This is a genomic window from Caulobacter sp. CCUG 60055 (genome assembly GCF_022750545.1).
Classification (GTDB): domain Bacteria; phylum Pseudomonadota; class Alphaproteobacteria; order Caulobacterales; family Caulobacteraceae; genus PUIC01.
Genome location: NZ_PUIC01000003.1, coordinates 466688 through 492253 on the forward strand (window position 1 = coordinate 466688; position 25566 = coordinate 492253).

At 71.9% G+C, this 25566-nt stretch carries 28 protein-coding genes and 1 tRNA gene; 16 read left to right on the forward strand and 13 right to left on the reverse strand.

The window, feature by feature from the left end; translation table 11 throughout:
- Nucleotides 1-12 precede the first annotated feature (12 nt).
- Both typA and C5708_RS07435 read right to left on the reverse strand, forming a co-directional pair.
- Nucleotides 13-1848: a translational GTPase TypA gene (gene typA, locus C5708_RS07430; protein WP_242919461.1), complete on the reverse strand. Its 1836-nt coding sequence runs from the start codon at nt 1846-1848 to the stop codon at nt 13-15.
- 524 nt (nt 1849-2372) lie between these two features.
- A complete protein-coding gene (locus C5708_RS07435; RefSeq protein ID WP_242919463.1) occupies nt 2373-3299 on the reverse strand; it encodes an N-formylglutamate amidohydrolase in 927 nt (308 codons plus the stop codon).
- A 129-nt stretch (nt 3300-3428) separates the two neighbouring features.
- Here C5708_RS07435 and C5708_RS07440 point away from each other — a divergent pair, with 129 nt between their 5' ends.
- From C5708_RS07440 to C5708_RS07465, 6 genes are all read left to right on the forward strand, one after another.
- Complete coding sequence (locus tag C5708_RS07440; RefSeq protein ID WP_121449798.1) at nt 3429-3785, forward strand: response regulator; 357 nt, start codon at nt 3429-3431, stop codon at nt 3783-3785.
- Nucleotides 3786-3866: 81 nt separating this feature from the next.
- Nucleotides 3867-3941, forward strand: a tRNA-Val gene (locus tag C5708_RS07445).
- A gap of 107 nt (nt 3942-4048) precedes the next feature.
- Entirely contained in the window at nt 4049-4588 is a 540-nt protein-coding gene (locus C5708_RS07450; RefSeq protein WP_242919465.1) for an AAA family ATPase, read from the forward strand.
- Between the two features lie 103 nt (nt 4589-4691).
- On the forward strand, nt 4692-5792 hold the full coding sequence (locus tag C5708_RS07455) for a hypothetical protein (protein ID WP_242919467.1): 1101 nt from the start codon (nt 4692-4694) through the stop codon (nt 5790-5792).
- 384 nt (nt 5793-6176) lie between these two features.
- Nucleotides 6177-7802 carry a YadA-like family protein gene (locus C5708_RS07460; protein ID WP_242919469.1) on the forward strand — a complete coding sequence of 542 codons (1626 nt, stop codon included), beginning with the start codon at nt 6177-6179 and terminating at the stop codon, nt 7800-7802.
- Between the two features lie 67 nt (nt 7803-7869).
- A complete protein-coding gene (locus C5708_RS07465; RefSeq protein ID WP_242919471.1) occupies nt 7870-8337 on the forward strand; it encodes a DUF3617 family protein in 468 nt (155 codons plus the stop codon).
- 15 nt (nt 8338-8352) lie between these two features.
- Here the strand turns inward: C5708_RS07465 and C5708_RS07470 are convergent, their stop codons facing one another.
- Nucleotides 8353-8733, reverse strand: a complete 381-nt coding sequence (locus C5708_RS07470; RefSeq protein WP_242919472.1) for a hypothetical protein — start codon at nt 8731-8733, stop codon at nt 8353-8355.
- 169 nt (nt 8734-8902) lie between these two features.
- Here C5708_RS07470 and pseG point away from each other — a divergent pair, with 169 nt between their 5' ends.
- Entirely contained in the window at nt 8903-9964 is a 1062-nt protein-coding gene (gene pseG, locus C5708_RS07475) for a UDP-2,4-diacetamido-2,4,6-trideoxy-beta-L-altropyranose hydrolase (protein WP_242919474.1), read from the forward strand.
- On the opposite strand, the gene pseI is transcribed toward pseG, so the two are convergent.
- From pseI to ykgO, 6 genes are all read right to left on the reverse strand, one after another.
- The gene (gene pseI, locus C5708_RS07480; RefSeq protein ID WP_242919476.1) at nt 9961-11022 is read right to left on the reverse strand and encodes a pseudaminic acid synthase; all 1062 of its coding nucleotides are present in this window, start codon (nt 11020-11022) and stop codon (nt 9961-9963) included. The two genes, pseG and pseI, sit on opposite strands and share 4 nt — an antisense overlap.
- Entirely contained in the window at nt 11019-12239 is a 1221-nt protein-coding gene (pseC, locus tag C5708_RS07485; protein WP_242919478.1) for a UDP-4-amino-4,6-dideoxy-N-acetyl-beta-L-altrosamine transaminase, read from the reverse strand. The genes pseI and pseC overlap by 4 nt, the downstream gene beginning before the upstream one ends.
- 37 nt (nt 12240-12276) lie before the next feature.
- A complete protein-coding gene (locus C5708_RS07490) occupies nt 12277-12609 on the reverse strand; it encodes a hypothetical protein (protein ID WP_242919480.1) in 333 nt (110 codons plus the stop codon).
- Nucleotides 12606-12872, reverse strand: coding sequence for a DUF2312 domain-containing protein (locus tag C5708_RS07495; protein WP_242919482.1), 267 nt, complete (start codon nt 12870-12872; stop codon nt 12606-12608). The genes C5708_RS07490 and C5708_RS07495 overlap by 4 nt, the downstream gene beginning before the upstream one ends.
- 66 nt (nt 12873-12938) lie before the next feature.
- Nucleotides 12939-13553, reverse strand: a complete 615-nt coding sequence (locus tag C5708_RS07500; protein ID WP_242919484.1) for an HAD family phosphatase — start codon at nt 13551-13553, stop codon at nt 12939-12941.
- A 10-nt stretch (nt 13554-13563) separates the two neighbouring features.
- The gene (gene ykgO, locus C5708_RS07505) at nt 13564-13689 is read right to left on the reverse strand and encodes a type B 50S ribosomal protein L36 (protein WP_099620601.1); all 126 of its coding nucleotides are present in this window, start codon (nt 13687-13689) and stop codon (nt 13564-13566) included.
- A gap of 167 nt (nt 13690-13856) precedes the next feature.
- Between ykgO and C5708_RS07510 the strand changes: the two genes are divergently transcribed.
- Entirely contained in the window at nt 13857-15179 is a 1323-nt protein-coding gene (locus tag C5708_RS07510; protein WP_242919486.1) for a lytic murein transglycosylase, read from the forward strand.
- A 7-nt stretch (nt 15180-15186) separates the two neighbouring features.
- Here C5708_RS07510 and C5708_RS07515 read toward each other — a convergent pair whose 3' ends face one another.
- On the reverse strand, nt 15187-16512 hold the full coding sequence (locus C5708_RS07515; RefSeq protein WP_242919488.1) for an MFS transporter: 1326 nt from the start codon (nt 16510-16512) through the stop codon (nt 15187-15189).
- A 177-nt stretch (nt 16513-16689) separates the two neighbouring features.
- Between C5708_RS07515 and motA the strand changes: the two genes are divergently transcribed.
- From motA to mnmD, 3 genes are all read left to right on the forward strand, one after another.
- On the forward strand, nt 16690-17562 hold the full coding sequence (motA, locus tag C5708_RS07520) for a flagellar motor stator protein MotA (RefSeq protein WP_242919490.1): 873 nt from the start codon (nt 16690-16692) through the stop codon (nt 17560-17562).
- Between the two features lie 180 nt (nt 17563-17742).
- Nucleotides 17743-18132 (forward strand): hypothetical protein, encoded by a 390-nt coding sequence (locus C5708_RS07525; protein ID WP_242919492.1) that lies wholly within the window; start codon nt 17743-17745, stop codon nt 18130-18132.
- Between the two features lie 89 nt (nt 18133-18221).
- Entirely contained in the window at nt 18222-20042 is a 1821-nt protein-coding gene (gene mnmD / locus C5708_RS07530) for a tRNA (5-methylaminomethyl-2-thiouridine)(34)-methyltransferase MnmD (protein ID WP_242919494.1), read from the forward strand.
- 10 nt (nt 20043-20052) lie between these two features.
- Here the strand turns inward: mnmD and C5708_RS07535 are convergent, their stop codons facing one another.
- Nucleotides 20053-20613, reverse strand: a complete 561-nt coding sequence (locus tag C5708_RS07535) for a hypothetical protein (protein ID WP_242919496.1) — start codon at nt 20611-20613, stop codon at nt 20053-20055.
- 177 nt (nt 20614-20790) lie between these two features.
- On the opposite strand from C5708_RS07535, the gene C5708_RS07540 reads away from it, so the two are divergent.
- Complete coding sequence (locus C5708_RS07540; RefSeq protein WP_242919498.1) at nt 20791-21417, forward strand: glutathione S-transferase; 627 nt, start codon at nt 20791-20793, stop codon at nt 21415-21417.
- A 24-nt stretch (nt 21418-21441) separates the two neighbouring features.
- Nucleotides 21442-22572, forward strand: a complete 1131-nt coding sequence (pseB, locus tag C5708_RS07545; protein WP_242919500.1) for a UDP-N-acetylglucosamine 4,6-dehydratase (inverting) — start codon at nt 21442-21444, stop codon at nt 22570-22572.
- 155 nt (nt 22573-22727) lie between these two features.
- Here the strand turns inward: pseB and C5708_RS07550 are convergent, their stop codons facing one another.
- Complete coding sequence (locus C5708_RS07550) at nt 22728-22901, reverse strand: DUF465 domain-containing protein (RefSeq protein ID WP_242919502.1); 174 nt, start codon at nt 22899-22901, stop codon at nt 22728-22730.
- A 126-nt stretch (nt 22902-23027) separates the two neighbouring features.
- Here C5708_RS07550 and C5708_RS07555 point away from each other — a divergent pair, with 126 nt between their 5' ends.
- Genes C5708_RS07555 through C5708_RS07565 form a run of 3 tightly spaced genes read left to right on the forward strand, consistent with a single transcriptional unit; the run spans nt 23028 to nt 24374 of the window.
- A complete protein-coding gene (locus C5708_RS07555) occupies nt 23028-23639 on the forward strand; it encodes a UbiX family flavin prenyltransferase (RefSeq protein ID WP_242919504.1) in 612 nt (203 codons plus the stop codon).
- Entirely contained in the window at nt 23636-24100 is a 465-nt protein-coding gene (locus tag C5708_RS07560) for a TIGR02444 family protein (RefSeq protein WP_242919506.1), read from the forward strand. Before C5708_RS07555 ends, C5708_RS07560 begins: the two co-directional genes overlap by 4 nt.
- A 55-nt stretch (nt 24101-24155) precedes the next feature.
- Nucleotides 24156-24374: a DUF465 domain-containing protein gene (locus C5708_RS07565; protein ID WP_242919508.1), complete on the forward strand. Its 219-nt coding sequence runs from the start codon at nt 24156-24158 to the stop codon at nt 24372-24374.
- A gap of 5 nt (nt 24375-24379) precedes the next feature.
- Here C5708_RS07565 and C5708_RS07570 read toward each other — a convergent pair whose 3' ends face one another.
- Nucleotides 24380-25564: a serine hydrolase domain-containing protein gene (locus tag C5708_RS07570; RefSeq protein WP_242919510.1), complete on the reverse strand. Its 1185-nt coding sequence runs from the start codon at nt 25562-25564 to the stop codon at nt 24380-24382.
- Nucleotides 25565-25566: the final 2 nt, after the last annotated feature.

The following is a 25566-nucleotide window of genomic DNA, read 5'->3' on the forward strand; positions in this document are numbered from 1 at the left end:
GAGGCCCGCCGATCAGTCTTCCTTGACCTTCCGCTTGCGGAAGGAGGGGTTCAGCACCTGCTTGCGCAGGCGGATGTTCTTCGGGGTGACCTCGACCAGCTCGTCGTCCTCGATATAGGCGATGGCCTGTTCCAGGGTCATGCGGCGCGGCGGGGTCAGGCGGATGGCTTCGTCCTTGCCCGAGGCGCGGACGTTGGTCAGCTGCTTGGCCTTCATCGGATTGACGTCGAGGTCGTCCGAACGGGCGTTCTCGCCGATGATCATGCCCTGATAGGTCTTCTCGCCGGCGCCGACGAACATCACGCCGCGCTCCTCCAGGTTCCACAGGGCGTAGGCCGCCGTCTCGCCGTCGGAGTTCGAGATCAGCACGCCCTTGCGCTGCTGGTCGATGGCGCCCTTGTAGGGCTCGTAGTGGCTGAACACCCGGTTCAGCACGCCCGAGCCGCGGGTGTCGGTCAGGAATTCGCCCTGATAGCCGATCAGCGAGCGCGACGGGGCGACCAGGCTGATGCGGGTCTTGCCGGCGCCCGAGGGGCCCATGTCCTTGAGCTCGGCCTTGCGGGCCGACAGCTTCTCGATGACCACGCCGGTGAACTCGTCGTCGACGTCGATCATCACGTCCTCGATCGGCTCCAGGCGCTGGCCGGTCTCGGCGTCGTTCTGGAACACCACCCGCGGGCGGCTGATCGACACTTCGAAGCCTTCGCGGCGCATGCCCTCGATCAGCACGCCCAGCTGCAGTTCGCCGCGGCCGGCGACCTCGTAGGCGTCCTTCTCGGCGGTCTCGGTGACGCGGATGGCGACGTTCGATTCCGCTTCCTTGAGCAGGCGGTCGCGGATGACCCGGCTCTGCACCTTGTCGCCTTCGCGGCCGGCCAGCGGGCTGTCGTTGACCGAGACCGTCATCGAGATGGTCGGCGGGTCGATCGGCTGGGCCGGCAGGGCGTCGGTGACGTCGAGGGCGCACAGGGTGTCGGCGACGGTGGCCTTGGACAGGCCGGCGATGGCGACGATGTCGCCGGCCTCGGCGCCTTCGTCGATCGGCTGGCGCTTCAGGCCGCGGAAGGCCAGCACCTTGGTGATGCGGCCGCGCTCGATTTCCTTGCCGTTACGGTCCAGCGCCTTGATGGCCAGGCCCGGCACGGCCTTGCCGGCTTCGATGCGGCCGGTGAGCAGGCGGCCCAGGAACGGGTCGCTTTCGATCAGCACCGACAGGATCTTGAACGGCTCTTCCTTGCGCGCCTCGGCCTTGGGGGCGGGCACGTGGTCGACGATCAGGTCGAACAGCGGGGCCAGATTGTCGTTCGGCTGGGCCAGGTCCAGCGTCGCCCAGCCGTTCTTGCCCGAGGCGTAGATGTGCGGGAAGTCGAGCTGCTCGTCGGTCGCGCCCATGGCGGCGAACAGGTCGAAGGCGGCGTTCAGCACGCGGTCGGGATCGGCGTGCGGCCGGTCGACCTTGTTCAGGCACAGGATCGGGCGCAGGCCCATCTTCAGCGCCTTGCCGAGCACGAACTTGGTCTGCGGCATGACGCCTTCCTCGGCGTCGACCAGCAGCACGCAGCCGTCGACCATGCCCAGGATGCGCTCGACCTCGCCGCCGAAGTCGGCGTGGCCGGGGGTGTCGATGATGTTGATGCGGGTCTCGCCGGCCTTGCCGTTCCAGAGCACCGAGGTGCACTTGGCCAGGATGGTGATGCCGCGCTCGCGCTCCTGGTCGTTGGAGTCCATGGCGCGCTCGACCGTCGCCTCGTTGGCGCGGAAGACGCCCGACTGCGCCAGCAGTTGGTCGACGAGAGTGGTCTTGCCATGGTCGACGTGGGCGATGATGGCGATATTGCGCAGGGACATAGGTTCGCGGGCCGGACGTTTCTGAAAAAGCGGGGAAGGCGCGCGGCTTGTACGCGAACTGGCCCCTTTGCGCCACCCCGCCGTTGCTGCGCCGCGCCGAGGCCGCCGCCCGGAATTCCCAAGTTGCTGAATTTTCCCGGATTTTCACCGCGCGCTGACGGTTCCAGGGAAGCTTCGAAGGCCGTTCGGGCGTCGATGATTGTGCAATGCAGCATATGCCCACTGCATCGATCGGGTTTGAAAAACCGTTGCTATGTCAGGGTTTTTTAAAGGGCTTCCAGAAAATCTGCGTCCGATTTGCAATTGATGCTTGCGTCATTGTGCGCCGCACCGTATAGCTAGGTTCGTGAGGCGGCTCTGTCGCCTCTGCCCTTCCTGGGCGTTTCCTCCCTAATGACTTCCGCCGCGCCCTCGGGCGCGGCTTTTTTTTGGCCCGCGGCGGTCTGGCCGGTCGGCTGTCTGCAATGGCGCGCGGCTGGATATGCTCAACCTCCCAGGCCGGCGGTCCATGGCTGGGCTGGGGCTCAGGACAGCTTGGCCCAGTCCTGGCGGGCCAGGGCGGCGGTCAGCCGGGTCAGGTCCTTCTTCAACCGCTCGAAGCCGTGGTTCGGCCGCATGGCCGCCTCGTCGAGATAGAGGCTGCGGTTGATCTCGATCTGCAGGGCGTGCACGCGTCGGGCCGGCCGGCCGTAGCGTTCGGTGGTGTGGCCGCCGGCGTAGGGCGCGTTGCGCGCCACCAGATAGCCCATCGCCTCCAGCTCGCGCTCGACCAGGCCGGTGACGTGCGCCGAGCAAGCCGATCCGAACCGGTCGCCCAGCACCATGTCGCAGGTGCGCCGCCGCCGCGTTCCTGAAACGCCGAGGCTTTCGGTGGCGGCCGCCGCCGACGGCATAGAGTGCCAGTCGATCAGCAGGGCGCAGCCGAAGGCGGCGCGGGCCTCTTCGAGCAGCCGCTCCAGCCGCTCGTGCCAGGGCCGGTGCACCGTCTCGATCCGCGCCCGCGCCTCGGCGAAGGTCAGCTTGCGGGCGTAGATCTCCTGGCCCTCGGCGACGATGCGGGCGATCGAGCCGAGGCCGGCCGCCACCCGCGCCGTGCGGCCGCGGGCGAACTCGGGCAGTTCGTCCTCGAACATGGCCGGGTCCAGCTCGTAGGGCTCGCGATTGACGTCGACATAGGCGCGGGCGTAGCGGGCGCACATGATCGTCGCCCCGTGCCCCAGGGCCCCGTCGATCAGCAGATCGACGAAGGCGTCCTCCGAGCGGCGGATGGCGTCGGCGTCGAGGGCCGAGGCGTCCATCATCTGCGGCGGGTAGAAGCGGCCCGAATGCGGCGAGGCGAACACCATCGGCCCGGCCGGTCCCTGGCGGCCGTCGTCCCCGGCGGGGCGATGGATCTCGAACGGCGCGTCTTCCGGGGCGACCGGCGCGGCGAGGGGCTCCCAGGCGTTCATGGCGCCAGTTTCGCGGCTGCGGCGCGCATCCGTCCAGAGGTTTATCGGCGGTTTACGTCTGTCGCTGTAGGGTGCCCGGACGACGGCGCTCTCGGGGGCGCGCCCGCCAGCAGTTTTCAAGAGCGCTTAATGACCCGCATCCTCCTGGCCGAAGACGACGAATCCCTGCGCGGCTTCCTGGCGCGCGCCCTGGAGCGGGCGGGCTACGAGGTCCGTTCCTGCCCCGACGGCGAGGAGGCGGTCTCCGCCCTCGACGAGCCGTGGGACCTGCTGCTCACCGACATCGTCATGCCGGGGATCGACGGCATCGAGGTCGCCCGCCAGGCCGCCGCCCGCCAGCCGGCCCTGCGCATCATGTTCATCACCGGCTTCGCCGCCGTGGCCCTGTCGGCCAAGGAGCAGGCGCCCGCCGGGGCCAAGGTGCTGTCCAAGCCCGTCCACCTGCGCGACCTGGTCGCCGAGGTGGAGCGCATGATCGCCGCATAAACGCGACTTGCGCTGGCGGAAGCTCCCGGCTATATCCGCCGCCTTCCCGCTCTTTCGAGCCTTGCTCTATCGAGCCCGGTCGGACGCGTAGCTCAGCGGGAGAGCACTACGTTGACATCGTAGGGGTCACAGGTTCAATCCCTGTCGCGTCCACCATCTCCCTCCCATAGCGACATCGCGCCGCCGCTGCCGTTGGCTCGGGACCTGCGTCCGTCCTCGCTCCGCGCGTACGGACATCGTCGTGGCGGCCCCGGAGGCTCCTCATGCCCCGCCACATCCTCACCGGCGCCCCGGGCGCCGGCAAGTCGACGCTGCTGCGACAGCTGGAGATCGACGGCTTCGCGGTGATCGAGGAGGCCGCCACCGACATCGTCGCCCTGGCCCTGGCCCGCGGCGAGGCGCGGCCGGAGGCCTCGCCCGGCTTCATCGACGCCATCGTCGCCCTGCAGGCCGCGCGCCAGCGCCGCGCCGAGACCTGGCCCGACGAGGTCCAGGTGTTCGACCGTTCGCCCGTCTGCACCCTGGCGCTCTGCCGTTTCCTGGGCCGCCCGCCGACGGCGGCGCTGCTCGCCGAACTGGAGCGCGTCCGGGCCGGACGGATCTACAGCCGGCGCGTGCTGTTCGTGCGCAACATCGGCTTTTGCGCGCCGACGCCGGTGCGGCGGATCACCTTCGAGGACGCCCTGCGCTTCGAGGCCGTGCACGAGGAGACCTATCGCGACCTCGGCTACGAGCTGGCGATGATCGCGCCGGGGCCGCTCGCCGAGCGGGCGACGGCGGCGCGCGCGGCGATGGCGGGGTGAGCCGGAGCGGCGTTCGCGCGCCGGGCCGGCCATCGGGCTGGCCACGGGGCGCCGTGCGGGGTTAGCCTTCGCGTTCGTTCCTAGCTGCGGGGCCAATCCAGCGATGTCACCGACCGTCGATGACCGGCTGATCGCCGACATCTACGACTGCGCCCTCGACCCCGCCGCCTGGGGCCGGGTGCTGAAGACCGTGGCCGAAAGCACCAATTCGGTGTCGGCGGGGATTTCGTTCCGGCGGTGCGGCTACATGCAGGTGGGGGCCGCCTACAATGTCGATCCCTATTACAACGACCTCTATCGCGAGCATTACGCGAAGATCTGCCCGCTGACGCCGCTGACCCGGCGGCCGGCCCCCGGCGGCGTCCGCCACGGCTGGAGCGTCACCCAGTCGGAAGGCTACCGGGCGTCGGAATATTTCAACGAATGGGCCCGGCCGCAGGACTGGATCGACATCGTCGGCGTCGATCTGGTCTGGGACGCGGTCAATGTCGGCGGCCTGGCGCTGTGGCGGTCCGATTCGGCCGTGGAGCTGGATCTGGCCGGCCTGCGCCTGCTGCGGCGGGCCGCGCCGCACTTCAAGCGCGTCTACGCCATCCAGGGGCTGCTGGGCGAGGCGCGGAGCGCCCGCGACGCCTTGGACCAGGCCATGCAGGCCGCCGGGTTCGCCACGCTTCTGCTGACGGCCGACGGCGGCGTGCTGTTCGCCAACGCCCGCGCCGAAGCCCTGCTGCGCGGCCAGAAGAGCCTGCGCGTGGGCCAGGGGCGGCTGTCGACGCCGACGCCGGCCCTCAACGACCGCCTGCGCGCCGCCGTCCAGGCGGCGGCCGAGACCGGCGGCGGCGCGACGCTGGCCCTGCCGCGCGAGGGTGGCCTGCCGGCCCTGGTCGCCCATATCCTGCCGCTCAAGGCCGAGGACCAGGGCCTGGGCGGGCCGCTGGCCGCGGCGGCGATGTTCATCCTCGACCCGTCGTCGGATTTCAGCCGCCGCGCCGCCGCCTTCGGCAAGTGCTTCGACCTGACCGCCGCCGAGATCCGCCTGCTGGTCGAGATCATCCGCGGCGAGGGCCTGCTGGCGGCGGCCGGCCGGCTGGACATCGCCGAGGCGACGGCGCGCACCCATCTCAACCACATCTTCTTCAAGACCGAGACCACCCGACAGGCCGATCTGGTGCGGCAGTTCTTCCAGATGACCCTGCCGATCTAGGTCTCCACCCGGCCCGCGCCGAAGGCCGTCTCAAAGGTTCCTTTGACGTGGTCCGCGCCCCGAACCGCTAGCCCTGCATGAGAGGAACATGAAACGGGGCTGTAGCTTATGGGAAACATTGGCATCGGAGCGATGGTCGGGCGGGGCGCCCGGCGTCTGCTGGCGGGAGCGGCCTGCGCGGCGCTGGGTCTGGCCGCGAACCCCGCGGCCGCGCAATACGCGCCGGCGGGCAGCGGCGGGGTCGCGACGGGATTGGGGTCGGTCGCGATGGGCTCGGGCGGCAACCCGGCGTCGGCCAGTGGAATGGAAACCACGGCTGTGGGCGATAACGCCCAGGCGACCGGCACAGGAGGGTCCGCGTATGGGGCGAGCGCGGCGGCCGGCGTGCAGGGCAGCGCGTTCGGCTTCCATGCTTCGGCCCAGGGTTTCGACGGCACCGCCGTGGGCATCGATTCGAACGCCTCGGGCGCCGTCGCCATCGCGGTAGGCCACGCCGCCGCCGCATCCGGCGTCAGCTCGGTGGCGGTCGGCAATATGAACCAGGCGAGCGGCGATCAGAGCGTCGCCGTGGGAACCGTCTCGAAAGCGTCGGGGCTCTCGTCCATCTCGGTCGGCGACCACAGCGCCGCGAGCGGGGACTCGAGCACGGCGACCGGCTTCACGGCGACCGCCTCCGGTTTGCAGAGCAGCGCCTATGGCGCGAACGCCGTCGCCTCCGATCAGAACAGCACCGCTGTCGGGTCCAGCGCCAACGCCGCCGGCAGCGGCGCGACCGCCATCGGGACCGCCGCGAGCGCCTCCGGCGGCAGTTCCTTCGCTGGCGGGGCCTATAGCGCGGCCAGCGACAGCGCCGTGGCGGTCGGCGACCACGCCAAGGCCCTGGGCCAGCAGGCCGTCGCGCTGGGCGGCGACACCTCCGCCTCCGGGGTCCAGGCCATCGCGGCCGGCGCCGGGGCCAGCGCGGCCGGGAACGCTTCGATCTCCATCGGCGCGCTGGCCGCCTCGCAGGGCGACAACGCCGTGACCATCGGCACGCAGGCCGTGACGTCGGGCAAGGGCGCGATCGCTCTTGGCCAGGCCGCCAAGGCGACGGGCGCCGACAACCTCGCCATCGGCGACCAGGCCAGCTCGGCGGGGCTGAACGCCATGGCGCTCGGCGCCAAGGCCAGCGCGACTGGCCAGCAGACCACCGCCTTGGGCTCAGGCAGCATCGCCGGCGCCAACTACGCCACGGTGACCGGCAACAACAGTATGGCCATGGGCGTGGGCAGCACCGTCCTCGGGGCGGTGTCCCTCGCGCAGGGAGATCTGAGCGTGGCGCTGGGCGGCTTCAGCCGGGCTGGGGGCAAGGGCGCCGTCAGCGTCGGCGCGGGGGCCCTGGCCGTCGGGCCGAACGACACCGCGATCGGCTTCATGTCGACGGTGGCGGCCGACGGCTCGACCGCTCTCGGCGCCAACAGCCTGGTCGACGCGACGGCGACCAACAGCGTCGCGGTCGGCGAATCGGCGCACGCGGCGGCGGCCAACACCACGGTTCTCGGCCAGAACGCCCAGGCCACGGCGGCCAACAGCGTGGCCCTGGGCCAGGGGTCGGTGGCCAATCAGGCCAACACCGTCTCGGTCGGAGCGGCGGGAGCCGAGCGCAGGATCGTCAACGTGGCGGCGGGGACGGCGCCCACGGACGCGGTCAATGTCAGCCAGCTCAACCAGTCCCAGCTGGCCCAGATGGCTTATACCGACAACCGCACCAACGAAGTGATCGAGCAGGCCAGGGCCGGCACCGCCCTGGCCCTGGCGGCCAGCGGCATCCGCTTCGACGACCGTCCGGGCAAGACCTCGCTCGGCGGGGCGCTGGCCCTCTATCACGGCCAGACCGGGCTGGCGCTGGGCCTCGCCCACACCTCGACCGACGGCAAGTGGCGCTACAACGTCTCGGCCACCTACGCGCCCAGCTACGGCAAGTCCGACGCCGGCTTCGTCGGCGGGGCCACCTACACCTTCGGCGATTGATCCGCTGCGGCGCGGGCGGGCGACGAGGCCGTCCGCGCCGGTTTCTCACTGAGGCAGGGAGTTTTCCATGACCATCCGCTGGCTACCGACCGTCGTCTTCGTCGCCTTCGCCGGGGCCGCCGCCGCCCAGTCCGCGAGCGCGCCGTCGCCCCTTCCCGACCTCGCCGCCCGGATGCAGAGCGGCCTTTGGGCCCAGACCATCCGGCCCAAGGCCAACGGCGTGGCGCGGCCCGAGCGGCGCAGCGAACGCTGTCTTGGCCCCGCCGATTTCGGCCGCGCGGGCAAGCTGTTCAGCAACGACCGGCCCGACAATCCCGAGTGCCGGCCGGACCCCTGGGTCCGCAGCGGCTCGACGGCCCGGCAAAGGACGGTGTGCAACGGCCATGGCGTCAGCGGGGTGGCCGAGGTCAGCTTCACCCTCAGTCCGCCGAACCGCTATTCGGGTACGTTCAAGACCACCTCGACCATCGGCGGCCGCACGATCGAGAACGCGGCCGACATCGACGCCGTCCGCGTCGGCGACTGCCGCAAATAACCGCGCCGGCGGGCGTCAGCGGCGCCCGGCGATCAGCAGCGCCGGGCGGTTCAACACGTCGTCCTGCAGCACCCAGCCGTCGTCGAACCGATGGACGGAATAGCCGCTCGGCGTCGCCCCTGGGGTCGGCGGCTCGTCGCCGTGCAGCAGGCGCCAGCGGCGCGAGCGGAACCGCCAGTCGGCGTTGCGCGCGTCCTCGCCGTCGAAACCCAGGTCGCGCACGTCGATCACCGGCTCGCAGGCCGCCTTGGCCGACCAGAAGGTCTCCCATTCGTCGAGCTGAGGCGCGAGGTCGGCGAAGGACGGCGCCAGGGTGTCGGCCAGCCGGGTCCAGCCGCCGCCTTCGCCGTCCCAGCAGGCCATCACCCCGTCGATCCAGATCCGCACTTCGCTCATGCCGGCCCCTAGCCGCAACAGGATCGCCGTCCGTTCCGGCGCAGGAGAAGGATGGTCGCCCGGCCCGCCGGTCTCCAGCCTCGGGGCGCCCAATATGGGGCAGGCCGCCCGCGCGCCGCCGGCGCGCGCGGCGGCTGGCGGCGCGCGAGCGGCCGGGCGATAACCGGGCATGACCCATCGCATCCTCTTCGTCGTCGACGGCGGCCCCCGGATCGGGGGCGGCCACCTGATGCGATGCCGCACCCTGGCCGAGGCGCTGCGCGCACGCGGCGCGCGGACCGATTTCGTCGTCCCGTCGGGGGCGGCCGCCATCGCCGCCTCGGTGCTGGGCGGGGGCTGGGAGCGCGCCGGGCCGGGCCGCGAGGCCGCCCTGGTCCGCGTCGCCGCCCCGGGCGAGGACCTGGCGGCGTCGGCCGCCGCGTTCGCCGACGCCATCCCGGCCGACGCCCTGGTGTTTGACGGCTACGCCCTGGCCGCCGCGGACGAGACCCGCGCGGCCCGCGGGCGGCCCGTCCTGGCGCTCGACGATCTGGCTGACCGCCCGCACGCCTGCGATCTGCTGGTCGACAGCGGTCTGGGGCGGATGCTCGAGGACTATGCCGCGCTGGTCCCGGAGGGCGCGACGGTGCTGGCGGGGCCGGGCTACGCCCCGATCCGCGAGGATTTCGCCCGCGCTCGCCCGGCCGCCCTGGCCCGGCGGGAGGCGGCCGGGCCGGTCTCGACGGTGCTGGTCTCGCTCGGCCTGACCGATCTTGGCGGGGTCAGCGGGCGCGTGGCGCGGACCCTGGCGCCGCTGCTCGGCCCGGCCCGGATGGTGGTGGCGCTGGGCGGTGGCGCGCCCAGCCTGGCGGCGCTGGAGGCCATGGCGGCGGCCGACGCCCGGCTGGACCTGCGCGTCGACGCGCCGGACATGGCCGCCCTGTGCGCCGAGGCCGACATCGCGGTCGGCGCCGGCGGCGGCTCGGCCTGGGAGCGGGCGACGCTCGGCCTGCCGGCCCTGACCCTGGTGCTCGCCGACAACCAGCGGCGCGGGGCCGAGCGGATGGCCGCCGCCGGGGCGACCTTGCCGCTGGCGATCGACGATCCGGACTTCGAGACGGCGCTGGCGCGGTCCTTCCGCCGGCTGACCGGCGAGCCGGCGCTGCGGCGCGGCCTGGCCGCGCGCTCGGCCGCCCTGTGCGACGGCCTGGGCGCCGGCCGCGTCGCCGAGGCCCTGCTGGCGCGGCTCTAGGCCCCTTCGACCATCTCCCAGGCCAGGGCCTCGCCGCGCTTGAGATCGCGGGCGGCGCGGCGGCCGAGCACGTGGTCCAGCGCCTTGGGCGGCAGGCCGTGGCCGGGGCGGATGGAGCGGATGTTGGCCGGGGTCAGCGCCTCGCCGGCCGCGACGTCGGCCACGACGTAAAGCGAGCGGCGGAACTGGGCGTTGGCCGCCTCCGAGCCCTTGAGGTCGTAGTGGGCGCGGCCCAGGGCCGCCCAGGCGTCCTTGCAGTCGCGGACCAGGGCGGCGAACTCGTCCGGCTCCAGGCTGAAGCCGGCGTCCGGGCCGCCGTCGGCGCGGGCCAGGGTGAAGTGCTTCTCGATCACCGCCGCGCCCAGGGCCACGGCGGCGACCGAGGCGGCGGTTCCGGGCGTGTGGTCCGACAGGCCGGCGACGACGCCGAAGCGGGCGGCGAGGTCGGCGACGGTGCGGACATTGGCCTCGGCGATCGGGGCCGGATAGGCGCTGACGCAGTGCAGCAGCGCCAGCTGCGCGCAGCCGTTGGCCCGGGCGGTCGCCGCCGCCTCCTCGATCTCGGCGAGGTTGGCGAGGCCCGTCGAGATGATCATCGGCTTGCCGCGCCGGGCGACGCTGGCGATCAGCGGCAGGTCGACGGCCTCGAACGAGGCGATCTTGTAGGCGGGGGCGTCCAGGCTCTCCAGCAGTTCGATCGCCGTTTCGTCGAAGGGGGTGGAGAACAGGGTCACGCCGCGCTCGCGCGCCCGCCGGAACAGGGCCGCGTGCCATTCGTAGGGGGTGTAGGCCTCGCCGTAGAGGTCGTGCAGGGTGCGCCCGCCCCAGGGGCCGCCCGCGATGCGGAACTCCGGGCGGTCCGAGGCGATGGTGATGGTGTCGGGGGTGTAGGTCTGGATCTTGATTGCGTCGCAGCCGGTGGCCGCGGCGGCGTCGATCATGGCCAGGGCCCGGTCCAGCGAGCCGTTGTGGTTGCCCGACAGCTCGCAGATCACGAAGGGCGGCTGATCCTCGCCGATGCGGCGGCCGGCGATCTCTACGAAGGGGGCGGCGGTCACAGGCGCAGCGCCTCCTTCAGGGCCTCGACCACGCGGGCGGGATCGTCGTCGGCCATGCCGGGGAACAGCGGCAGGGACAGGCAGCGCCCGTACCAGGCGTCCGCGCCGGGCAGGTGCAGGTCCGGCTCCAGGGCGCGATAATAAGGCTGGCGATGCACCGGGATGTAGTGGACCTGGGTTCCGATCCCCCTGGCCTGCAGGTCGGCCATCACCGCCCGGCGCGAGCGGCCGGCGGCCTCGAAATCGATCAGGGCCACGAACAGGTGCGGCGCGGCGCGGCTCCAGGCCGGCTCGTGCGCGGCCCGCACCATGGGGGCCAGCGGGGCCAGCAGGTCGCGATAGCGCGCCGCCAGCGCCCGGCGGCGGGCGACGAAGGCCGGCAGCTTGCCGAGCTGGCTGAGGCCGAGGGCGCAGAGCACGTCGGGCAGGCGGTAATTGAAGCCCACCTCGGCCATCTCGTAGTACCAGGGGTTCGGGTCGTTGCCGCCGTCGAAGGCGAGGTCGGCCTGGGCGAAGCTGTCCGGGTCGCGGGTCAGGCCGTGGCTGCGCGCGGCGCGCAGGCGCCGGGCCAGGCGCGGATCGCCCGTCGTCACCATGCCGCCCTCGCCGGTGGCGATGGTCTTGACCGGATGGAAGCTGAAGCAGGTCGCGGCGCTGTGGCGGCTGTCGCCGACACGCTCCGGGCCGGTCTCGAAGTCCATGGTCGAGCCGACGGCGTGGCAGGCGTCCTCGATCAGGACGGCACCGTCCTCGCGGGCCAGGGCGGCCAGGGCGGGCAGGTCGACGACCGCGCCGGTCATGTGGACGGGCAGGATGGCGGCGATCTTGCGCCCCGCCCCTACGGCCCGCTGCAGGGCGTCGGCCAGGGTGGCCGGGGTCATCAGGCCGCTGTCGGCGTCGACGTCGGCGAACACCACCTCGGCCCCGACGAAGCGGGCGCAGTTGGCGGTGGCGACGAAGGTGGTCGAGGGGACGATGCAGACCTGGCCCGGCTTGACGTCCAGGGCCAGCATGGCCAGGTGCAGGGCGGCGGTGCCGTTGGCGCAGGCCACGGCGTGCGGCGCGCCGACCGCCTCGGCGAACGCCGCCTCGAACGCCTCGACGCGCGGGCCGGTGGTCAGGAAATCCGAGCGCAGGGCGGCGGCGACGGCGGCGATGTCGTCGTCGTCGATCGCCTGGCGGCCATAGGGCAGGAAGGAGGGGGCGGCTTGGCTCACGGGCGCGAGTTTAACCCTGTTCGGGGCGCCCGAAATGTTAATCCTCGCCGTCGGTCGCGGCGGCGGGCGCGCCATTGCGGCGGAAACCCTTGCCGCGGGCCATGGGTTTCTTCTCGCCCTTGGCCTTGGCGGCGATCTCCTTGAGCTTGACGCCCTGGAGCACCGACAGGATCGTGCCCGGCGCGCCCTTGTCCGGGTCGCCGAAGGCGCGGCCATAGGTCTTGATGCGGTCCTCAACCGAGCCGAGGAATTCGCCCTCCCAGTCGGAGAGCTCGACGCCCTTGCGCGCGGCCGTCCGCCGCGCGCGCTTCAACGCGTTCAGCGCGGCCCGTCTGGCCTGCGCCTTGGCGTCGGGCGGGCCTTTCCTCACAGACCCCCGATGGCGGACAGATAGAGGTCGATCAGCGCCTCTTCCTCCTGGCGCTTGGCCTTGTCCTGCTTGCGCATGCGGATGACCTTGCGCAGCACCTTGACGTCGAAGCCTTCGCCCTTGGCCTCGGCGAACACGTCCTTGATGTGGGCCATGACCTCGGCCTTCTCCTCTTCGAGGCGCTCGACGCGCTCGATGATGGTCTTCAGGCGGGTCTGGGCGGTGGCGTTGAGGATGTCGACGGTGACTTGATCTTCGGACATGGCGAAAGGGTCTTCCGAGTCGCGGGAGAGGAAAAGGCCGCGCTTCCTACCCGCGCGCGGGCCGTCTCACAACAGGCCGCAGCGTTCCAGCGCCGGGCGCAGGGCGGCCGGGTCGTCGAACAGGTGGACGTGGAAGCCGAGGGCGCGGGCCGCTTCGATGTTGGCGAGGTTGTCGTCGACGAACAGCAGTTCGCCCGGCGCGCGGCCGGCCCGGCGGGCGGTCAGGTGGTAGATCTCCGGCTCGGGCTTGATCAGGCCCTCGACGCCCGAGACCACGATGTCGGACAGCCGCCCGAAGGCCGGGCTCATGGCGAACACCTGCTGGGCCGTCTCGGCCGGCATGTTGGTCAGGCCGAACATCGGCACGTCGCGGGCGTGCAGGTCCTCGATGGCCGCGACGGTCTCGTCGATCGGGCCGGAGAACATCTCCCACCAGCGGTCGCGCCAGGCGGCGATGGCCGGGGCGTGCTCGGGGTGCTCGGCGCTCAGCCGGGCGACGTTTTCGGAAAAGGAAAGGCCCCGGTCGGTCTCGGCGTGCCAGGCCATGGTGCAGACGTGGCTCAGGAACCAGTCGCGCTCGGCGGCGTCGGGGAAGATCTTGGAATAGAGGGTGCGCGGATCCCAGCGCACGATCACATTGCCGACGTCCCAGACGACGGCGCTGGGACGTTCGGCGGACACGACGCGGTTCTTAGCCTTGCTTGGCCTTGAAGCGCGGATCGGTCTTGTTGATCACGTAGATCCGGCCCTTGCGGCGCACGAGCTTGCAGTCGCGATGGCGGCTCTTAAGGGACTTCAGCGAGCTTCTGACCTTCATGACTTTCGTCTCGTTAGTTTCGCGTGGCGATCCGCGCGCGAACGGGCGCGCAATCAGACCGGCCGGTTGATCTGGAGGGCGGGTCTATAGTTTCAAGGCGGCCCGGAGTCAATCACGGCCTTGTCAGAACCGGGCCCCGTTGAACCGTCGCCGATGCGCGTTAGCCTATGATGATGCATCGTCGCGCTTTCATGTTGATGGCGGCCGCGGGTCTCGCCGACCCGACCCCGCCGCTGAAGATCCAGACCGCCCAGGCCCCGGCGGCTCCGGCCCCGGCCGCCGCCGCGCCGGCCTCCAGCGGCGACGCGGCCTTCGACGCCTGGCTTTCGGCCTTCCGCGCCCGGGCCGCCGGGGCCGGCGTGCCGCAGGCGGTGATCGACCGCGAGCTGGCCGGGCTGACGCCCAACCCCAAGGTCGTCGCCCTCGACGGCCGCCAGCCTGAATTCTCCAAGCCGGTGGGCGACTACCTGCGCGGGGTGGTCTCGGACGACCGCGTCGCCATCGGCCGCAGCAAGCGCGAGAGCCTGACCTGGCTGCCGGACGTCTCTCGCCGCTTCGGGGTTCCCGGCGACATCCTGCTCGGGGTGTGGGCGATGGAATCGGCCTTCGGGGCGGTGCAGGGCGATTTCGACACCGTCCGCTCGTTGGCCACCCTGGCCTATGACGGCCGCCGCCGCGACTGGGCCGAGCTGCAGCTGATCGCCGCCCTGCGCATCCTGGCTTCCGGCGAGGCGACGCGGGCGCAGTTGAAGGGCTCCTGGGCGGGGGCCATGGGCCAGACCCAGTTCGTGCCCGAGACCTTCCTCAGCACCGCCGTCGACGGCGACGGCGACGGCCGCCGCGACATCTGGGGCTCGCCCGCCGACGCCCTGGCCTCGGCGGCCAACCTGCTGGCCAAGGCGGGCTGGCGGCGCGGCGAGGGCTGGGCGCGCGAAGTGGTCCTGCCCGCCGGGTTCGACTACGGCCTGTCGGAGGGGCCCAGGCAGACCCCGGCGGCCTGGGCGGCGCTGGGGGTCAGGCCGGCGGACGGCTACGGCTGGAGCGAGGCCGATTCCCTGGCCGAGGCCCAGCTGATGCTGCCGGCCGGCGCGGCGGGGCCCGCCTTCCTGCTGTTCCCCAACCATTTCGTCATCCGCAAGTACAACAACTCGCTGGCCTACGCCCTGGCGGCGGGCATGCTGGCCGACCGCTTCACCGGCGGCGGGCCGCTGGTCGCGCCCTGGCCCTACGAGACGCCGCTGTCGCTGGCCGACCGGGTGGCCGCCCAGCAGGCCCTGGCCAGGCTGGGCTTCGATCCCGGCTCGGCCGACGGGGTGGTCGGGGTCAACACCCGCGCGGCCCTGCGCGCCTGGCAGAAGGCGCGGCGCCTGCCGGCCGACGGCTACCTGTCGGCGTCGGTCATCCAGCAACTCAGGGCCGAGGCCGGGATCGCCGCCGCCCCGTCCCCCGTCCCCGCGCCGCAGCCGGCGTCGCCGCCGACCGGACGCTGAGGCGGCTTCACGAGCCCTCCTCGGTGCGCTCCAGGGTGGCGAGGGCGGCGTCGGCGTCGGTGGCCGGGTTCTCGCCGGCGCTGCGCAGCGGCTGGCTCAGGAAGGCGTAGGCCAGCATCGCCGCCAGGATCGCCGCGTTCAGCAGGAACGGCGCGGCGTGGACCATTTCATAGAGCTTCACATAGGCCGGGCCGAGCACGACGTTGACGCCGTTGACGGCGGCTATGGCCCCGGCGACGCGGGCCTGCTCCTCGCCGCTCACCGCCAGCGAGGCCCCGGCGGTGAAGCCCGGCCGCGCGAAGCTGAAGCCCAGCACCGCCAGGGCGTAGCCGACCACCACGCTCCAGTAGTCGGGGGCCAGGGCGATCATCAGGCAGGCGGCCGCCGCCAGGCCCGCGCCCCAGCGCAGCAGGTGCTTGGGGTTCATCCGGAACATGCGGATCAGGCCCCATTGGGCCAGCACGCCGGCGATGGCCCCGGTCATCATCGCCACGGTGATGAAGCCCTGCGCCTTCAGCGGCGGCAGGTGCAGCTTGTCGATGATCATGAAGCCGAGAATCTGGGTGTTGGCGGTCTGGCACGAGGCGATCAGGAAGCCGTAGACCAGGAACGGCGTCAGGCGCGGGTCGCGCCACAGGGGGCGCAGCTTGCCCTCGGCCTTGGCGGCGGCCGGCACGAACCGCTCCTGGCCGGGGGTCAGCCGGCGCGGACCGGCCCAGGCCTCCGGCAGGCCGCGCGCGACGACCACCAGCGTGACCAGGGCGATGAGGGCAAAGGTGTACATCGGCCCGGCCAGGCCGACGATCGGCAGGATGAACAGGGGGGCCACCGCCGGGCCGATGATGGTGCCGAGGCCCGTGGCGCCGGCCAGGGCCGCCATGGTCTCGGTGCGCTGGTCGCGGCCGGTGCGCTCGGCCATGTAGGCCTGGGTGGCCGGGCTGGCGGCCGAGCCGAAGGTGCCGAACAGGGCGCGGGCGAACAGGAACAGCACGAAGATGGCCGCCGGCGCGGCCAGATGCCTCAGGCCGGCGCTGACCACCAGGCCGCAGCACAGCATCGACATCATGAAGCCGGCCAGGCCGAGGATGATCATCGGCTTGCGGCCGCGCAGGTCGGCCTGCCGCGCCCAGATCGGCGAGGTGGCCGCCCACAGCAGGGCCGACAGCGAGAAGATCGCCGCCACCATCGGGTCGGGAATGCCGATCTCGCGGCCGATGGACGGCAGGATCGACTGCATGCCGGTGACGCCCAGCGACGTGACGATGGAGACCGCGAACAGGATGCCGAAGGCGCGACGGCGGTCGCGTTCGCTGACGGCGACGATGTCGATCATGATCAGAGCGTTGGCCGGGGCGGGTTGATCCCGCTCTCCCTCTCCTCCCTGAACGTTGATTAGTCGGAGGCGGCCCAGGGCGCAATGCAAACGCGGAATTAAACATTAACGTTGATTGTGGGTATCCCGCGGCCGTCGAAACGGCGAGCCCGCGCCGCCTCGGGGGTCACGCGCTACATGTTCCAGATCATCGGCATCGTCCTGCTGTTCGGGTTGGTGTTCGGAAGCTTCATCATGTCGGGCGGCAAGATCGGGGTGATCCTCGAGGCCGCCCCGCACGAGCTGATGGCCATCGGCGGCGCCGGCGTGGCGGCGTTCCTGATTTCGAACTCGATGGCGACGATCAAGGCCACCGGCGGCGGCTTCAAGAAGATCTTCAGCGGCCCGAAATGGAAGGCGTCGGACTACACTGACCTCCTGTCGCTGCTGTTCCTGCTGACCAAGACCATGAAGTCCAAGGGCGTCATCGCCCTGGAGAGCCACATCGAACGCCCGGAAGAGAGCACCATCTTCTCGCGCTATCCCAAGGTGATGAAGGACCACTTCGCCGTCGCCTTCATCTGCGACACCCTGCGGATGATGACCATGAACCTGGAGGACCCCCACCAGGTCGAGGACGCGATGGAGAAGCAGCTCGAAAAGCATCACCACGAGGCCCTGGCCCCGGCCCACGCCCTGACCAACATGGCCGACGCCCTGCCGGCGCTGGGCATCGTCGCCGCCGTGCTGGGGGTCATCAAGACCATGGGCTCGATCACCGAGCCGCCGGCCGTGCTCGGCGCGATGATCGGCGGCGCCCTGGTCGGCACCTTCCTCGGCGTGTTCCTGGCCTATGGCCTGGTCGGGCCGATGGCCCAGCGTCTGAAGGACGTCGTCGACGAGGAGGGCGCGTTCTACCGCATCATCCAGTCGGTGCTGGTCGCCCATCTTCACGGCAACGCCGCCCAGATTTCGGTCGAAATCGGCCGCGGCAACGTTCCCTCCCCCTCGCAGCCCAGCTTCCTGGAGCTCGAAGAGGCGCTCGGCGCCATTCCTAACGACGCGGTCTGACCGCCCGTTCGCCGCCGCCCGTCGCGGCGCGCCCGCCCGAAGCCGTTTCGGCGCGGAACGACCCGCCGTGAGCGGAGGGTCGCAGAACCGTCTTGCCGGGTCCTGGAAATGGGGGCTTACTCGCCGGCGGGGGGCGCGAGACTCAACGACGCGCTCTAACCTCCAAAGGGAGCCAGGACTATGACCTCCGACATTCTGCGCAAGATGATGGTCGCCGGCGCGGCCGTCGCCGCCCTGTCCGTCGCCGCCTGCGGCAAGCCCGCCGAAAAGGCCAACGACGCCTCGGCCGCCGCCACCCAGGCGGCTGAAACCGCCAACACCGCCGCGACCTCGGCCACCGACGCGGCCAACACCGCCGCCGCCGCCGCCGCCGACGCCGGCAAGGCCGCCGGCGACGCCGCCGCCGCCACCGGCCAGGCCGCCTCCACCGCCGCCGCCGCCGCTGGCGACGCGGCCAAGACCGCCGCCGACTCCGCCAAGACGGCGGGCGAGGCCGCCAAGACCGCCGGCGACAAGGCCAAGGCCGCCGCCGACTCGGCGATGAGCACGGCCAAGCCCGAAAAGAAGTAAGCTTCGGCGTCCAGCCTGAGCTGTGGAAGGGCCGCCCCTCGGGGCGGCCCTTCTTGCATTGCGGGCCTATCCGGGGTTTGCAGGCCGCCATGACCGACGACGCGCCGCGCCCCGCCGAGCAAGCCGAGCCCGCCCAAGCCCAGTTCGCCCAGGCCGACCTGGAGTGGGGCGAGGACGGCGCCCCCCGCTCGCGCCGGTTCGGCGACGTCTACTATTCGCTGGCCGACGGCCTGGCCGAATCCCGCGCCGTCTATCTGCATGGCTGCGGCCTGCCCGAGGCCTGGCGCGGCCGGACGCGCTTCGTGGCGGGCGAACTGGGCTTCGGTTCCGGGTTGAACATCGTCGCCCTGCTGGACCTGTGGGCGCGGGAGCGGCCGCCTGGCGGGCGGCTGCAGGTCTTCTCGGTCGAGGCGTTTCCGATGTCGGCCGCCGAGGCGGCGCGGGCCTTGGACGCCTGGCCGGAGCTGGCGGCGACGGCGCGGCTGTTGCTGGATCGCTGGCCGGGCCGGGCGAGGGGTTTCCACCGCGTCGATCTGCCCGAGCTGGACGCCGTCCTCGACGTGGCGGTGATGGACGCCGCCGAAGCCCTGGCCGCCTGGGACGGCGCCGCCGACGCCTGGTTTCTCGACGGCTTCTCGCCGGCGCTCAATCCCGGCATGTGGAGCGACGAGGTTCTGGCCTTGGTCGCGGCGCGTTCGGCGCCGGGCGCGCGGGCGGCCACCTTCACCGTCGCCGGCGCCGTGCGGCGCGGGCTGGCGGCCCAGGGCTTCGCGGTCGACAAGCGCCCCGGCCATGGCCGCAAGCGCGAGCGGCTGGAGGCTGTCTGGCCGGGCGAGGCCGCCGCCCCCGCCGCCCCCGCGCGGGTGGCGGTGGTCGGCGCGGGGATCGCCGGCGCCAGTCTGGTCCGCGCCTTCCGCGCCCTGGGGGCCGCGCCCCTGGCGATCGAGGCCGAGCATCCCGGCGCCGGGGCCTCGGGCAATCCCGCCGCCCTGGTCACGCCCCGCCTCGACGCCGGCGGCGGCCGGGTCGCCGCCCTGTTCGCCCACGCCTTCCGCCGCGCCGTCGACCTGATCTCGCGCACGGCGCCGCAGGCCGTCATCGCCCGGGGCGTGCTGCAGGTCGAGGCGGCGGACCGCGACGCCTCCCGCTTCGACCGCGTCGCCGCCTCGGACCTGTTCGAGCCGGGGGCGCTGGCCCGCCGCTCGCCGGCCGAGGTCGCCGCCGCCCTGGGCGAGGTCGAGGGCGGGCGCGGCGGCCTGTGGTTCGCGGACGCCCTCGTCGTCGAACCGGCCCGCCTGATCGCGGCGTGGCTGGACGGGATCGCCCCGGTCCGCGCCCGGGTCGCGCGCCTGGAGCGCGACGGCGGGGTCTGGCGCCTGTTCGACGCGGCCGGCGCCCTTGTCGCCGAGGCCGAGATCGTCTGCCTGGCCGGGGGGCTGGCGACGCGCGACCTCGTCCCGGACCTGCCGCTGTCGCCGGTGCGGGGGCAGGTGGCCTGGACCGCGCCGCCGACGGCGGCGTTCGACGGCGTCCCCGCCGCCTGGGGCGGCTACGCCGCGCCGACCCGGGACGGCGGCGTGCTGTTCGGGGCGACGCACGACCGCGGCGATCTCGGGCTAGACCGGCGGCCGGCCGACGACCGCCGCAACCTGGCGCTCCTGGCCAAGGCCCGGCCGGCCCTGGCCCGGACCCTGGACGAAGCTTTCCTGGAGGCGCGCGTCGGCGTCCGCGCCGCGACGCCGGGCCATGTTCCCCTCGCCGGGACGGCGGGCGAGCCCGGCCTGTTCGTGCTGGCCGGCCTGGGCGGGCGCGGCTTCTCCACCGCGCCGCTGCTGGCCGAGCACGTCGCCGCCCTGGCGCTCGGCGCGCCCTCGCCCTTGCCGCGCGGGTTGTCGCCCGCCGGCGATTGATCTCGCCGGGTTAGAGGTTGGCGCGGATCGGCTGCGTCGGCGTCGGCGTCGACGACGAACTCGAAGACGAAGAACTTGAGGCGGCCGAGGAGGACGAGCCGCCGCCGAACCAGCCGGTCAGCTTGGACACCAGCTTGCCGAAGACGCTGGGGTTGGACCGCGAAGCCGACTCGATGATCTTGAAGTGCAGTTCCTGCTCGTCCTTGCTGAAGGCCTTGGCGTACTTCTCCTCGATCTGTTGGTAGCTCAGGCCCTTCTGCTTGAGGAACCACGACAGCAGCCGGCCCAGGGGCGATATCTGTTCCCGGACCTTCCGCATCTCGTGGTTCCGCTGCTCCACCGCGCCCTGCGAAAGCATCGAGAGGATCTCAAGCCGGACTTGCTTGATCTCGGAGATGGACAGCGAAGCGCCGGTCAGGGCGGCCGACAGCATCTGCTGGTACAGGGCGAAGGCGTACACAGGCATCTTGGCCAGGGGCTTGGTGTAGTGTTCGTCGCGGATCTTCTGATCGCCGTAGAGGGCGTAACCGGCGAAGACGATGATCCCGGCCAGCAGTCTGAAGAAAATCATGGCGCACCCCGTCCTGTTTGGTCGGCGGCCACGCTAGCACAACTCTCGATGGGTTTGGCGTGGTTGAAAGTCCCATCTGAGGTGGAAATCGTCGCCGGGCGCCGGCGGCCTCCCGGCGCGGCGCTTGCCGTCGGCGGCGCGGCCGTGATCCCATGCGCCAGCCGCAGGGAGACGCCGATGATCACCGTCCATCACCTCAACAATTCGCGCTCGCAGCGCATCCTCTGGCTGCTGGAGGAGCTGGGGCTCGACTACGAGATCGTTCCCTATCAACGCGACGCCGTCACGCGGCTGGCCCCGCCCGAGCTAAAGGCCGTCCATCCCCTCGGCAAGTCGCCGGTGGTCGAGGCCGAGGGCCTGCGGCTGGCCGAATCCGGGGCGATCGTCGAGTATCTGATCGAGCGCCACGGCCAGGGCCGGCTGGGCCCGCCGCCGGGCGCGCCGGGCCGCGCCGACTATCTGCACTGGCTGCACTTCGCCGAGGGCTCGGCCATGCTGCCCCTGCTGCTGCTGCTCTATGTCGGCCGCCTGGGCGAGGCCGGCGCGCCGCTGCACCCGCGCATCTTCGGCGAGATCGACAACCACCTAGCCTATGTCGACGCCGCCCTGGCCGGTCGCGACTATCTGGTCGGCGAGGCCCTGACCGGGGCGGACATCCAGATGAGCTTCGTGCTGGAGGCCGCGGCGGCGACCGGAAGGCTGGCCGGGCGACCGGCGGCGGCGGCCTATCTGGAGCGGCTGCACGCGCGGCCGGCCTACCGCCGGGCCCTGGAGCGCGGCGGGCCCTACGAGCTGGGCCGCTAGGAGCCGCGCCCGGCTTGGGCGAGGATGAGCCCCGGTGATTCGCTGTCGAGGGGCGTGGACGTGGGCGAGGCGAGATCAAAGGACGCGACGGCGGCCCTGCGCGCCTTCGCGCCGAGCGGACGGGTGCTGGACGGCAAGGTGATCCTGATCACCGGCGGCACCGGCTCGTTCGGCCGCCGCTTCGTCGACGTCGCCCTGCGCGACCACGCGCCGAGGAAGGTGATCATCTTCTCGCGCGACGAACTGAAACAGTACGAGATGGCCGAGGACCTGCGCGCGCGCCTGCCCGCCGAGGTCTTCGCCAAGCTGCGGTTCTTCCTGGGCGACGTGCGCGACCGGGCGCGGCTGACCCTGGCGCTGCGCGGGGTCGACGTGGTGATCCACGCCGCCGCCCTGAAACAGGTGCCGGCCGCCGAGTACAATCCCTCGGAATGCATCCACACCAACGTCATCGGCGCCGAGAACGTGGTGTGGGCCAGCCTGAACAACGGCGTGGCCCGGGTGGTGGCGCTGTCCACCGACAAGGCCTGCAACCCGATCAACCTCTATGGGGCCACCAAGCTGGCCTCGGACAAGACCTTCGTGGCCGCCAACAACCTGTCCGGCGACATCGGCAGCCGGTTCAGCGTGGTGCGCTACGGCAACGTCGCCGGCTCGCGCGGCAGCGTGGTGCCGCTGTTCCGGCGGCTGCTGGCCGGGGGCGCCTCGGAGCTGCCGATCACCGACGAGCGCATGACCCGCTTCTGGATCACCCTGGATCAGGGGGTGAACTTCGTGCTGTCGTCGCTGGAGATGATGCGGGGCGGCGAGCTGTTCGTGCCCAAGATCCCCAGTATGAAGGTCACCGAGGTGGCCCGCGCCATGGCCCCCGGGGCCGCGCTGCGGACGGTCGGCATCCGTCCAGGCGAGAAGCTGCACGAGGTGATGATCTCGGGCGACGACGCCCGCGCCACCCTGGAGCTGGACGACCGCTACATCATCGAGCCGGACTTCGCCGAATATCCGCGCCCGCGCCTCGGCGTCGCCTCGCGGCCGGCGGCGGAAGGGTTCGTCTATTCCAGCGACAACAATGTCGAATGGCTGGACGGCGCGACCCTGCTGGCCATGATCGGGGCGGAGAGCGCCGCCTCGCCCGCGCGTCGCCGCACGGACTGACAAAGAAACAACGGATGCAGGCGCGGCGTCAAAGAGGCCGCCGGTCTGCGATCGCGAGGACACCCGCCGCATCCCTGTCGGCGGGTCGGGATGTCAGGACAGGATCGCTCCGGGCCGAAGCGGCGGCGCGCCGCGCTTCGGCCGGCGCTTCGTCGTCAGTGGACCCGCGACCTCAGATTCTCCATCTCTTCCTTCAACCTCAGCTTTTGCCGCTTGAGCTCACCAAGTCGCAACTCGTCGTAGACCGGCCGACGCATCTCTTCTTCGATGGCGCGTTCGAGGGTCTTGTGCCGGGAACCGAGTTCGCGAATTCGAGCTTCGATGGCCATGGGTTGCGCCTCCATGCTGTTGGCGCTTGAAGTAAACACCCGCTGTCGCGGCGGAGTCAGATCACATTCGGTTGCAGGGTCCGCCCTGTTTCCGCCGCATAGGCTTTAGGCAGGAGGGAGGCGTCGATGCCGGGCAAGGAACCACCACGGCTGGTCGTCGGCGTCTCGGGGGCGTCGGGGATCGTCTACGGCGTGCGCGTGCTGGAGGCCTGCGCCGAGCTGGGGGTCGAGAGCCACCTGGTGCTGTCCAAGGCCGCCGTCCTGACCCTGGCCCAGGAGACCGGGCTGTCGCCGGCCGACCTCAACGCCAAGGCCTCGGTGGTCCATCGCGCCGCCGATGTCGGCGCGGCCGTCGCCTCCGGCTCCTTCCCGACCCTGGGCATGATCGTCGCGCCCTGTTCGGTGCGCACCATGAGCGAGATCGCCACCGGCGTGACCTCCAGCCTGCTGACCCGCGCCGCCGACGTGACGCTGAAGGAGCGGCGGCCGCTGGTGCTGATGGTGCGCGAGACGCCGCTGCACCTGGGCCACCTGCGCACCATGGTGCGGCTGGCCGAGATGGGCGCGGTGATCGCGCCGCCCCTGCCGGCCTTCTACGCCCGTCCGACCAGCCTGGAGGACATGGTCGACCAGTCGGTCGGCCGTTCGCTCGACCTGTTCGGCCTGAGCTGGAGCCCGGTGCGGCGCTGGGGCCGCGACGTCGGCCCCGTCGCCGGCGGTCCGGAGGACGCGGCTTGAGCCTGTGGGCCTGGGCCCTGGAGGCCTACGCCCGGCCGGGGGCGGCCGAGGCCTGCCTCGACCTCCAGGACCGGCATGGCCAGTGCGCGCCGCTGGCGATCTGGGCGGCCTGGGCGGCGGGGGCGGGGCGCTGGCCCGACGCGGCCGGCCTTTCGGCGGCGGTCGCGGCGGCGCGATCCTGGAACGCGGCGGCCGTGGAGCCCCTGCGCGGCGTGCGCCGACGGATCAAGGCCCCGGTTCCGCCGGTGGCGGACGCCGCGCGCGAGGCCCTGCGCGAGCAGGTCAAGACCGTCGAACTGGCGGCCGAGCGGCTGCTGCTCGAAACGCTGGAGGCCCTGACGCCGCCGGCCGGGGCGCGGCCTTCGCCGGCCGAGGCGCTGGAGGCGGCCTGCGCGGTCTGGAGCGGCGCGGCTCCCCACGCGGCGTGCGCCGAACTCGCGCGACGGCTTTACCCCGCCTGAGGCTCCCGATATTTATCCGCGCCGGCGCCGTTCGCGCCGGCAGGGGAAGTTCGGCATGCACGACGATACGCCGCCCGCCAACGACGAGGGGCTCCGGGCCCGCATCGCCGAAATGCGCCAGGAGCATCAGGACCTCGACGCCGCCGTCGAGGCGCTGGAGAGCCTGCCCATGCCCGACCAGCTGCAGATCGCCCGGCTGAAGAAGAAGAAGCTCGGCCTGCGCGACGAGATCCAGCGGCTGGAAGACCAGCTGACCCCCGACATCATCGCCTGATCCGCCTATCGGCCGGTCTTGGCCGCCAGGTCGTAGGGGATGTAGTTCTCCCACCGCCAGGGCATGCCGACATCGCCCATCAGCTCGTCGACCAGGGCCTTGTAGATCCCCTCGGTCCGGTCGCTGTTCGACATCAGCACGATGCAGGCCCGGCGCGGTTCGACGCATAGGCCGTAGTTCCTCGTGCCGTCGTCGTGGCCTTCCTTGAAGTAGGCGTGGCCGAACGGGGTCTCGAACACCCCCCAGCCGACGCCGTAGCCCAGCCGGACGGCCTTGTTCTCGTCGGTGGTCTCGGGCGCCAGGGTGGGGAACTGCCGCACGCTGTCGATCGGAACCTGCAGGCGGATCATCTCGGCCTTGGCCTTGGCGCTCAGGCCCTCGCCGCGGGCGACGCCGGCCAGGAAACGCGACCAGTCGGCGATGGTGGTGTCCATCGAGCCGGCGGCGCGGACGTTCTCGCGCCGGTCGTGCGGCTGAAGCTTGCCGTCGGCCGTGTAGCCGTTCGCGACATTGGCCGCGAAGTCGGCCCGCCACAGCATGCTTGTGCGGGTCATGCCGAAGCGGTCGAACACGCGGCGCTGCATCTCCTGGCCCACGTCGAGGCCGAGGCCCTGCTCCAGGACGAACTGCATCAGGTTTACGCCTTCGCCGGAATAGCCGTAGCGCGTCCCCGGATCGCGGTGGAACCGCAGCTTCCCGTCGGGATCGAGCCAGCGGAAGTTCTGGAAGCCGGTGGTGTGGTCCAGCAGGATGCGCGGGGTCAGCCGGCGCCAGCGTTCGTCGCCGGCGAGGTCGGCGTATTTCGGATAGGCGGGCAGGGGCTTGGGCAGGTAGTCGGCGATCGACCGGTCGAGGTCGACCTTTCCCTCGTCGACCAGCTGCATGACCATGTAGGCGAACGTCGCCTTGGTCAGGGAGGCGGCGTACATCACCGTGTCCGGCTCCAGCGGCAGATCGCGCTCGACGTCGCGCAGGCCGTAGGTCCGCACATAGACGACCCGGCCGTCGCGGATCAGGGCCAGGGCCAGACCCTTGACGTCGTTGGCCCGCATCAGGCCTCGCACCCGTCCGTCGATGGCCGCCGGGGCGAGGGCGCGGCCGTCCAGCGCGCGGATCGGGGCGGCCGTGGCCAGGCCCGCGGCCGCCAGCCAGAGCCCGATGGCCGCCGCCGTCAATCGCTTCACATGCATGG

Excerpts from the sequence above, each read along its gene's own strand:
- typA (WP_242919461.1), bottom strand. The coding sequence starts at position 1,848 with ATGTCCCTGCGCAATATCGCCATCATCGCCCACGTCGACCATGGCAAG.
- C5708_RS07435 (WP_242919463.1), bottom strand. The coding sequence starts at position 3,299 with ATGAACGCCTGGGAGCCCCTCGCCGCGCCGGTCGCCCCGGAAGACGCG.
- C5708_RS07440 (WP_121449798.1), top strand. The coding sequence starts at position 3,429 with ATGACCCGCATCCTCCTGGCCGAAGACGACGAATCCCTGCGCGGCTTC.
- C5708_RS07450 (WP_242919465.1), top strand. The coding sequence starts at position 4,049 with ATGCCCCGCCACATCCTCACCGGCGCCCCGGGCGCCGGCAAGTCGACG.
- C5708_RS07455 (WP_242919467.1), top strand. The coding sequence starts at position 4,692 with ATGTCACCGACCGTCGATGACCGGCTGATCGCCGACATCTACGACTGC.
- C5708_RS07465 (WP_242919471.1), top strand. The coding sequence starts at position 7,870 with ATGACCATCCGCTGGCTACCGACCGTCGTCTTCGTCGCCTTCGCCGGG.
- C5708_RS07470 (WP_242919472.1), bottom strand. The coding sequence starts at position 8,733 with ATGAGCGAAGTGCGGATCTGGATCGACGGGGTGATGGCCTGCTGGGAC.
- pseG (WP_242919474.1), top strand. The coding sequence starts at position 8,903 with ATGACCCATCGCATCCTCTTCGTCGTCGACGGCGGCCCCCGGATCGGG.
- C5708_RS07495 (WP_242919482.1), bottom strand. The coding sequence starts at position 12,872 with ATGTCCGAAGATCAAGTCACCGTCGACATCCTCAACGCCACCGCCCAG.
- ykgO (WP_099620601.1), bottom strand. The coding sequence starts at position 13,689 with ATGAAGGTCAGAAGCTCGCTGAAGTCCCTTAAGAGCCGCCATCGCGAC.
- C5708_RS07510 (WP_242919486.1), top strand. The coding sequence starts at position 13,857 with ATGATGATGCATCGTCGCGCTTTCATGTTGATGGCGGCCGCGGGTCTC.
- C5708_RS07515 (WP_242919488.1), bottom strand. The coding sequence starts at position 16,512 with ATGATCGACATCGTCGCCGTCAGCGAACGCGACCGCCGTCGCGCCTTC.
- motA (WP_242919490.1), top strand. The coding sequence starts at position 16,690 with ATGTTCCAGATCATCGGCATCGTCCTGCTGTTCGGGTTGGTGTTCGGA.
- C5708_RS07525 (WP_242919492.1), top strand. The coding sequence starts at position 17,743 with ATGACCTCCGACATTCTGCGCAAGATGATGGTCGCCGGCGCGGCCGTC.
- mnmD (WP_242919494.1), top strand. The coding sequence starts at position 18,222 with ATGACCGACGACGCGCCGCGCCCCGCCGAGCAAGCCGAGCCCGCCCAA.
- C5708_RS07535 (WP_242919496.1), bottom strand. The coding sequence starts at position 20,613 with ATGATTTTCTTCAGACTGCTGGCCGGGATCATCGTCTTCGCCGGTTAC.
- C5708_RS07540 (WP_242919498.1), top strand. The coding sequence starts at position 20,791 with ATGATCACCGTCCATCACCTCAACAATTCGCGCTCGCAGCGCATCCTC.
- pseB (WP_242919500.1), top strand. The coding sequence starts at position 21,442 with ATGAGCCCCGGTGATTCGCTGTCGAGGGGCGTGGACGTGGGCGAGGCG.
- C5708_RS07550 (WP_242919502.1), bottom strand. The coding sequence starts at position 22,901 with ATGGCCATCGAAGCTCGAATTCGCGAACTCGGTTCCCGGCACAAGACC.
- C5708_RS07555 (WP_242919504.1), top strand. The coding sequence starts at position 23,028 with ATGCCGGGCAAGGAACCACCACGGCTGGTCGTCGGCGTCTCGGGGGCG.
- C5708_RS07565 (WP_242919508.1), top strand. The coding sequence starts at position 24,156 with ATGCACGACGATACGCCGCCCGCCAACGACGAGGGGCTCCGGGCCCGC.
- C5708_RS07570 (WP_242919510.1), bottom strand. The coding sequence starts at position 25,564 with ATGCATGTGAAGCGATTGACGGCGGCGGCCATCGGGCTCTGGCTGGCG.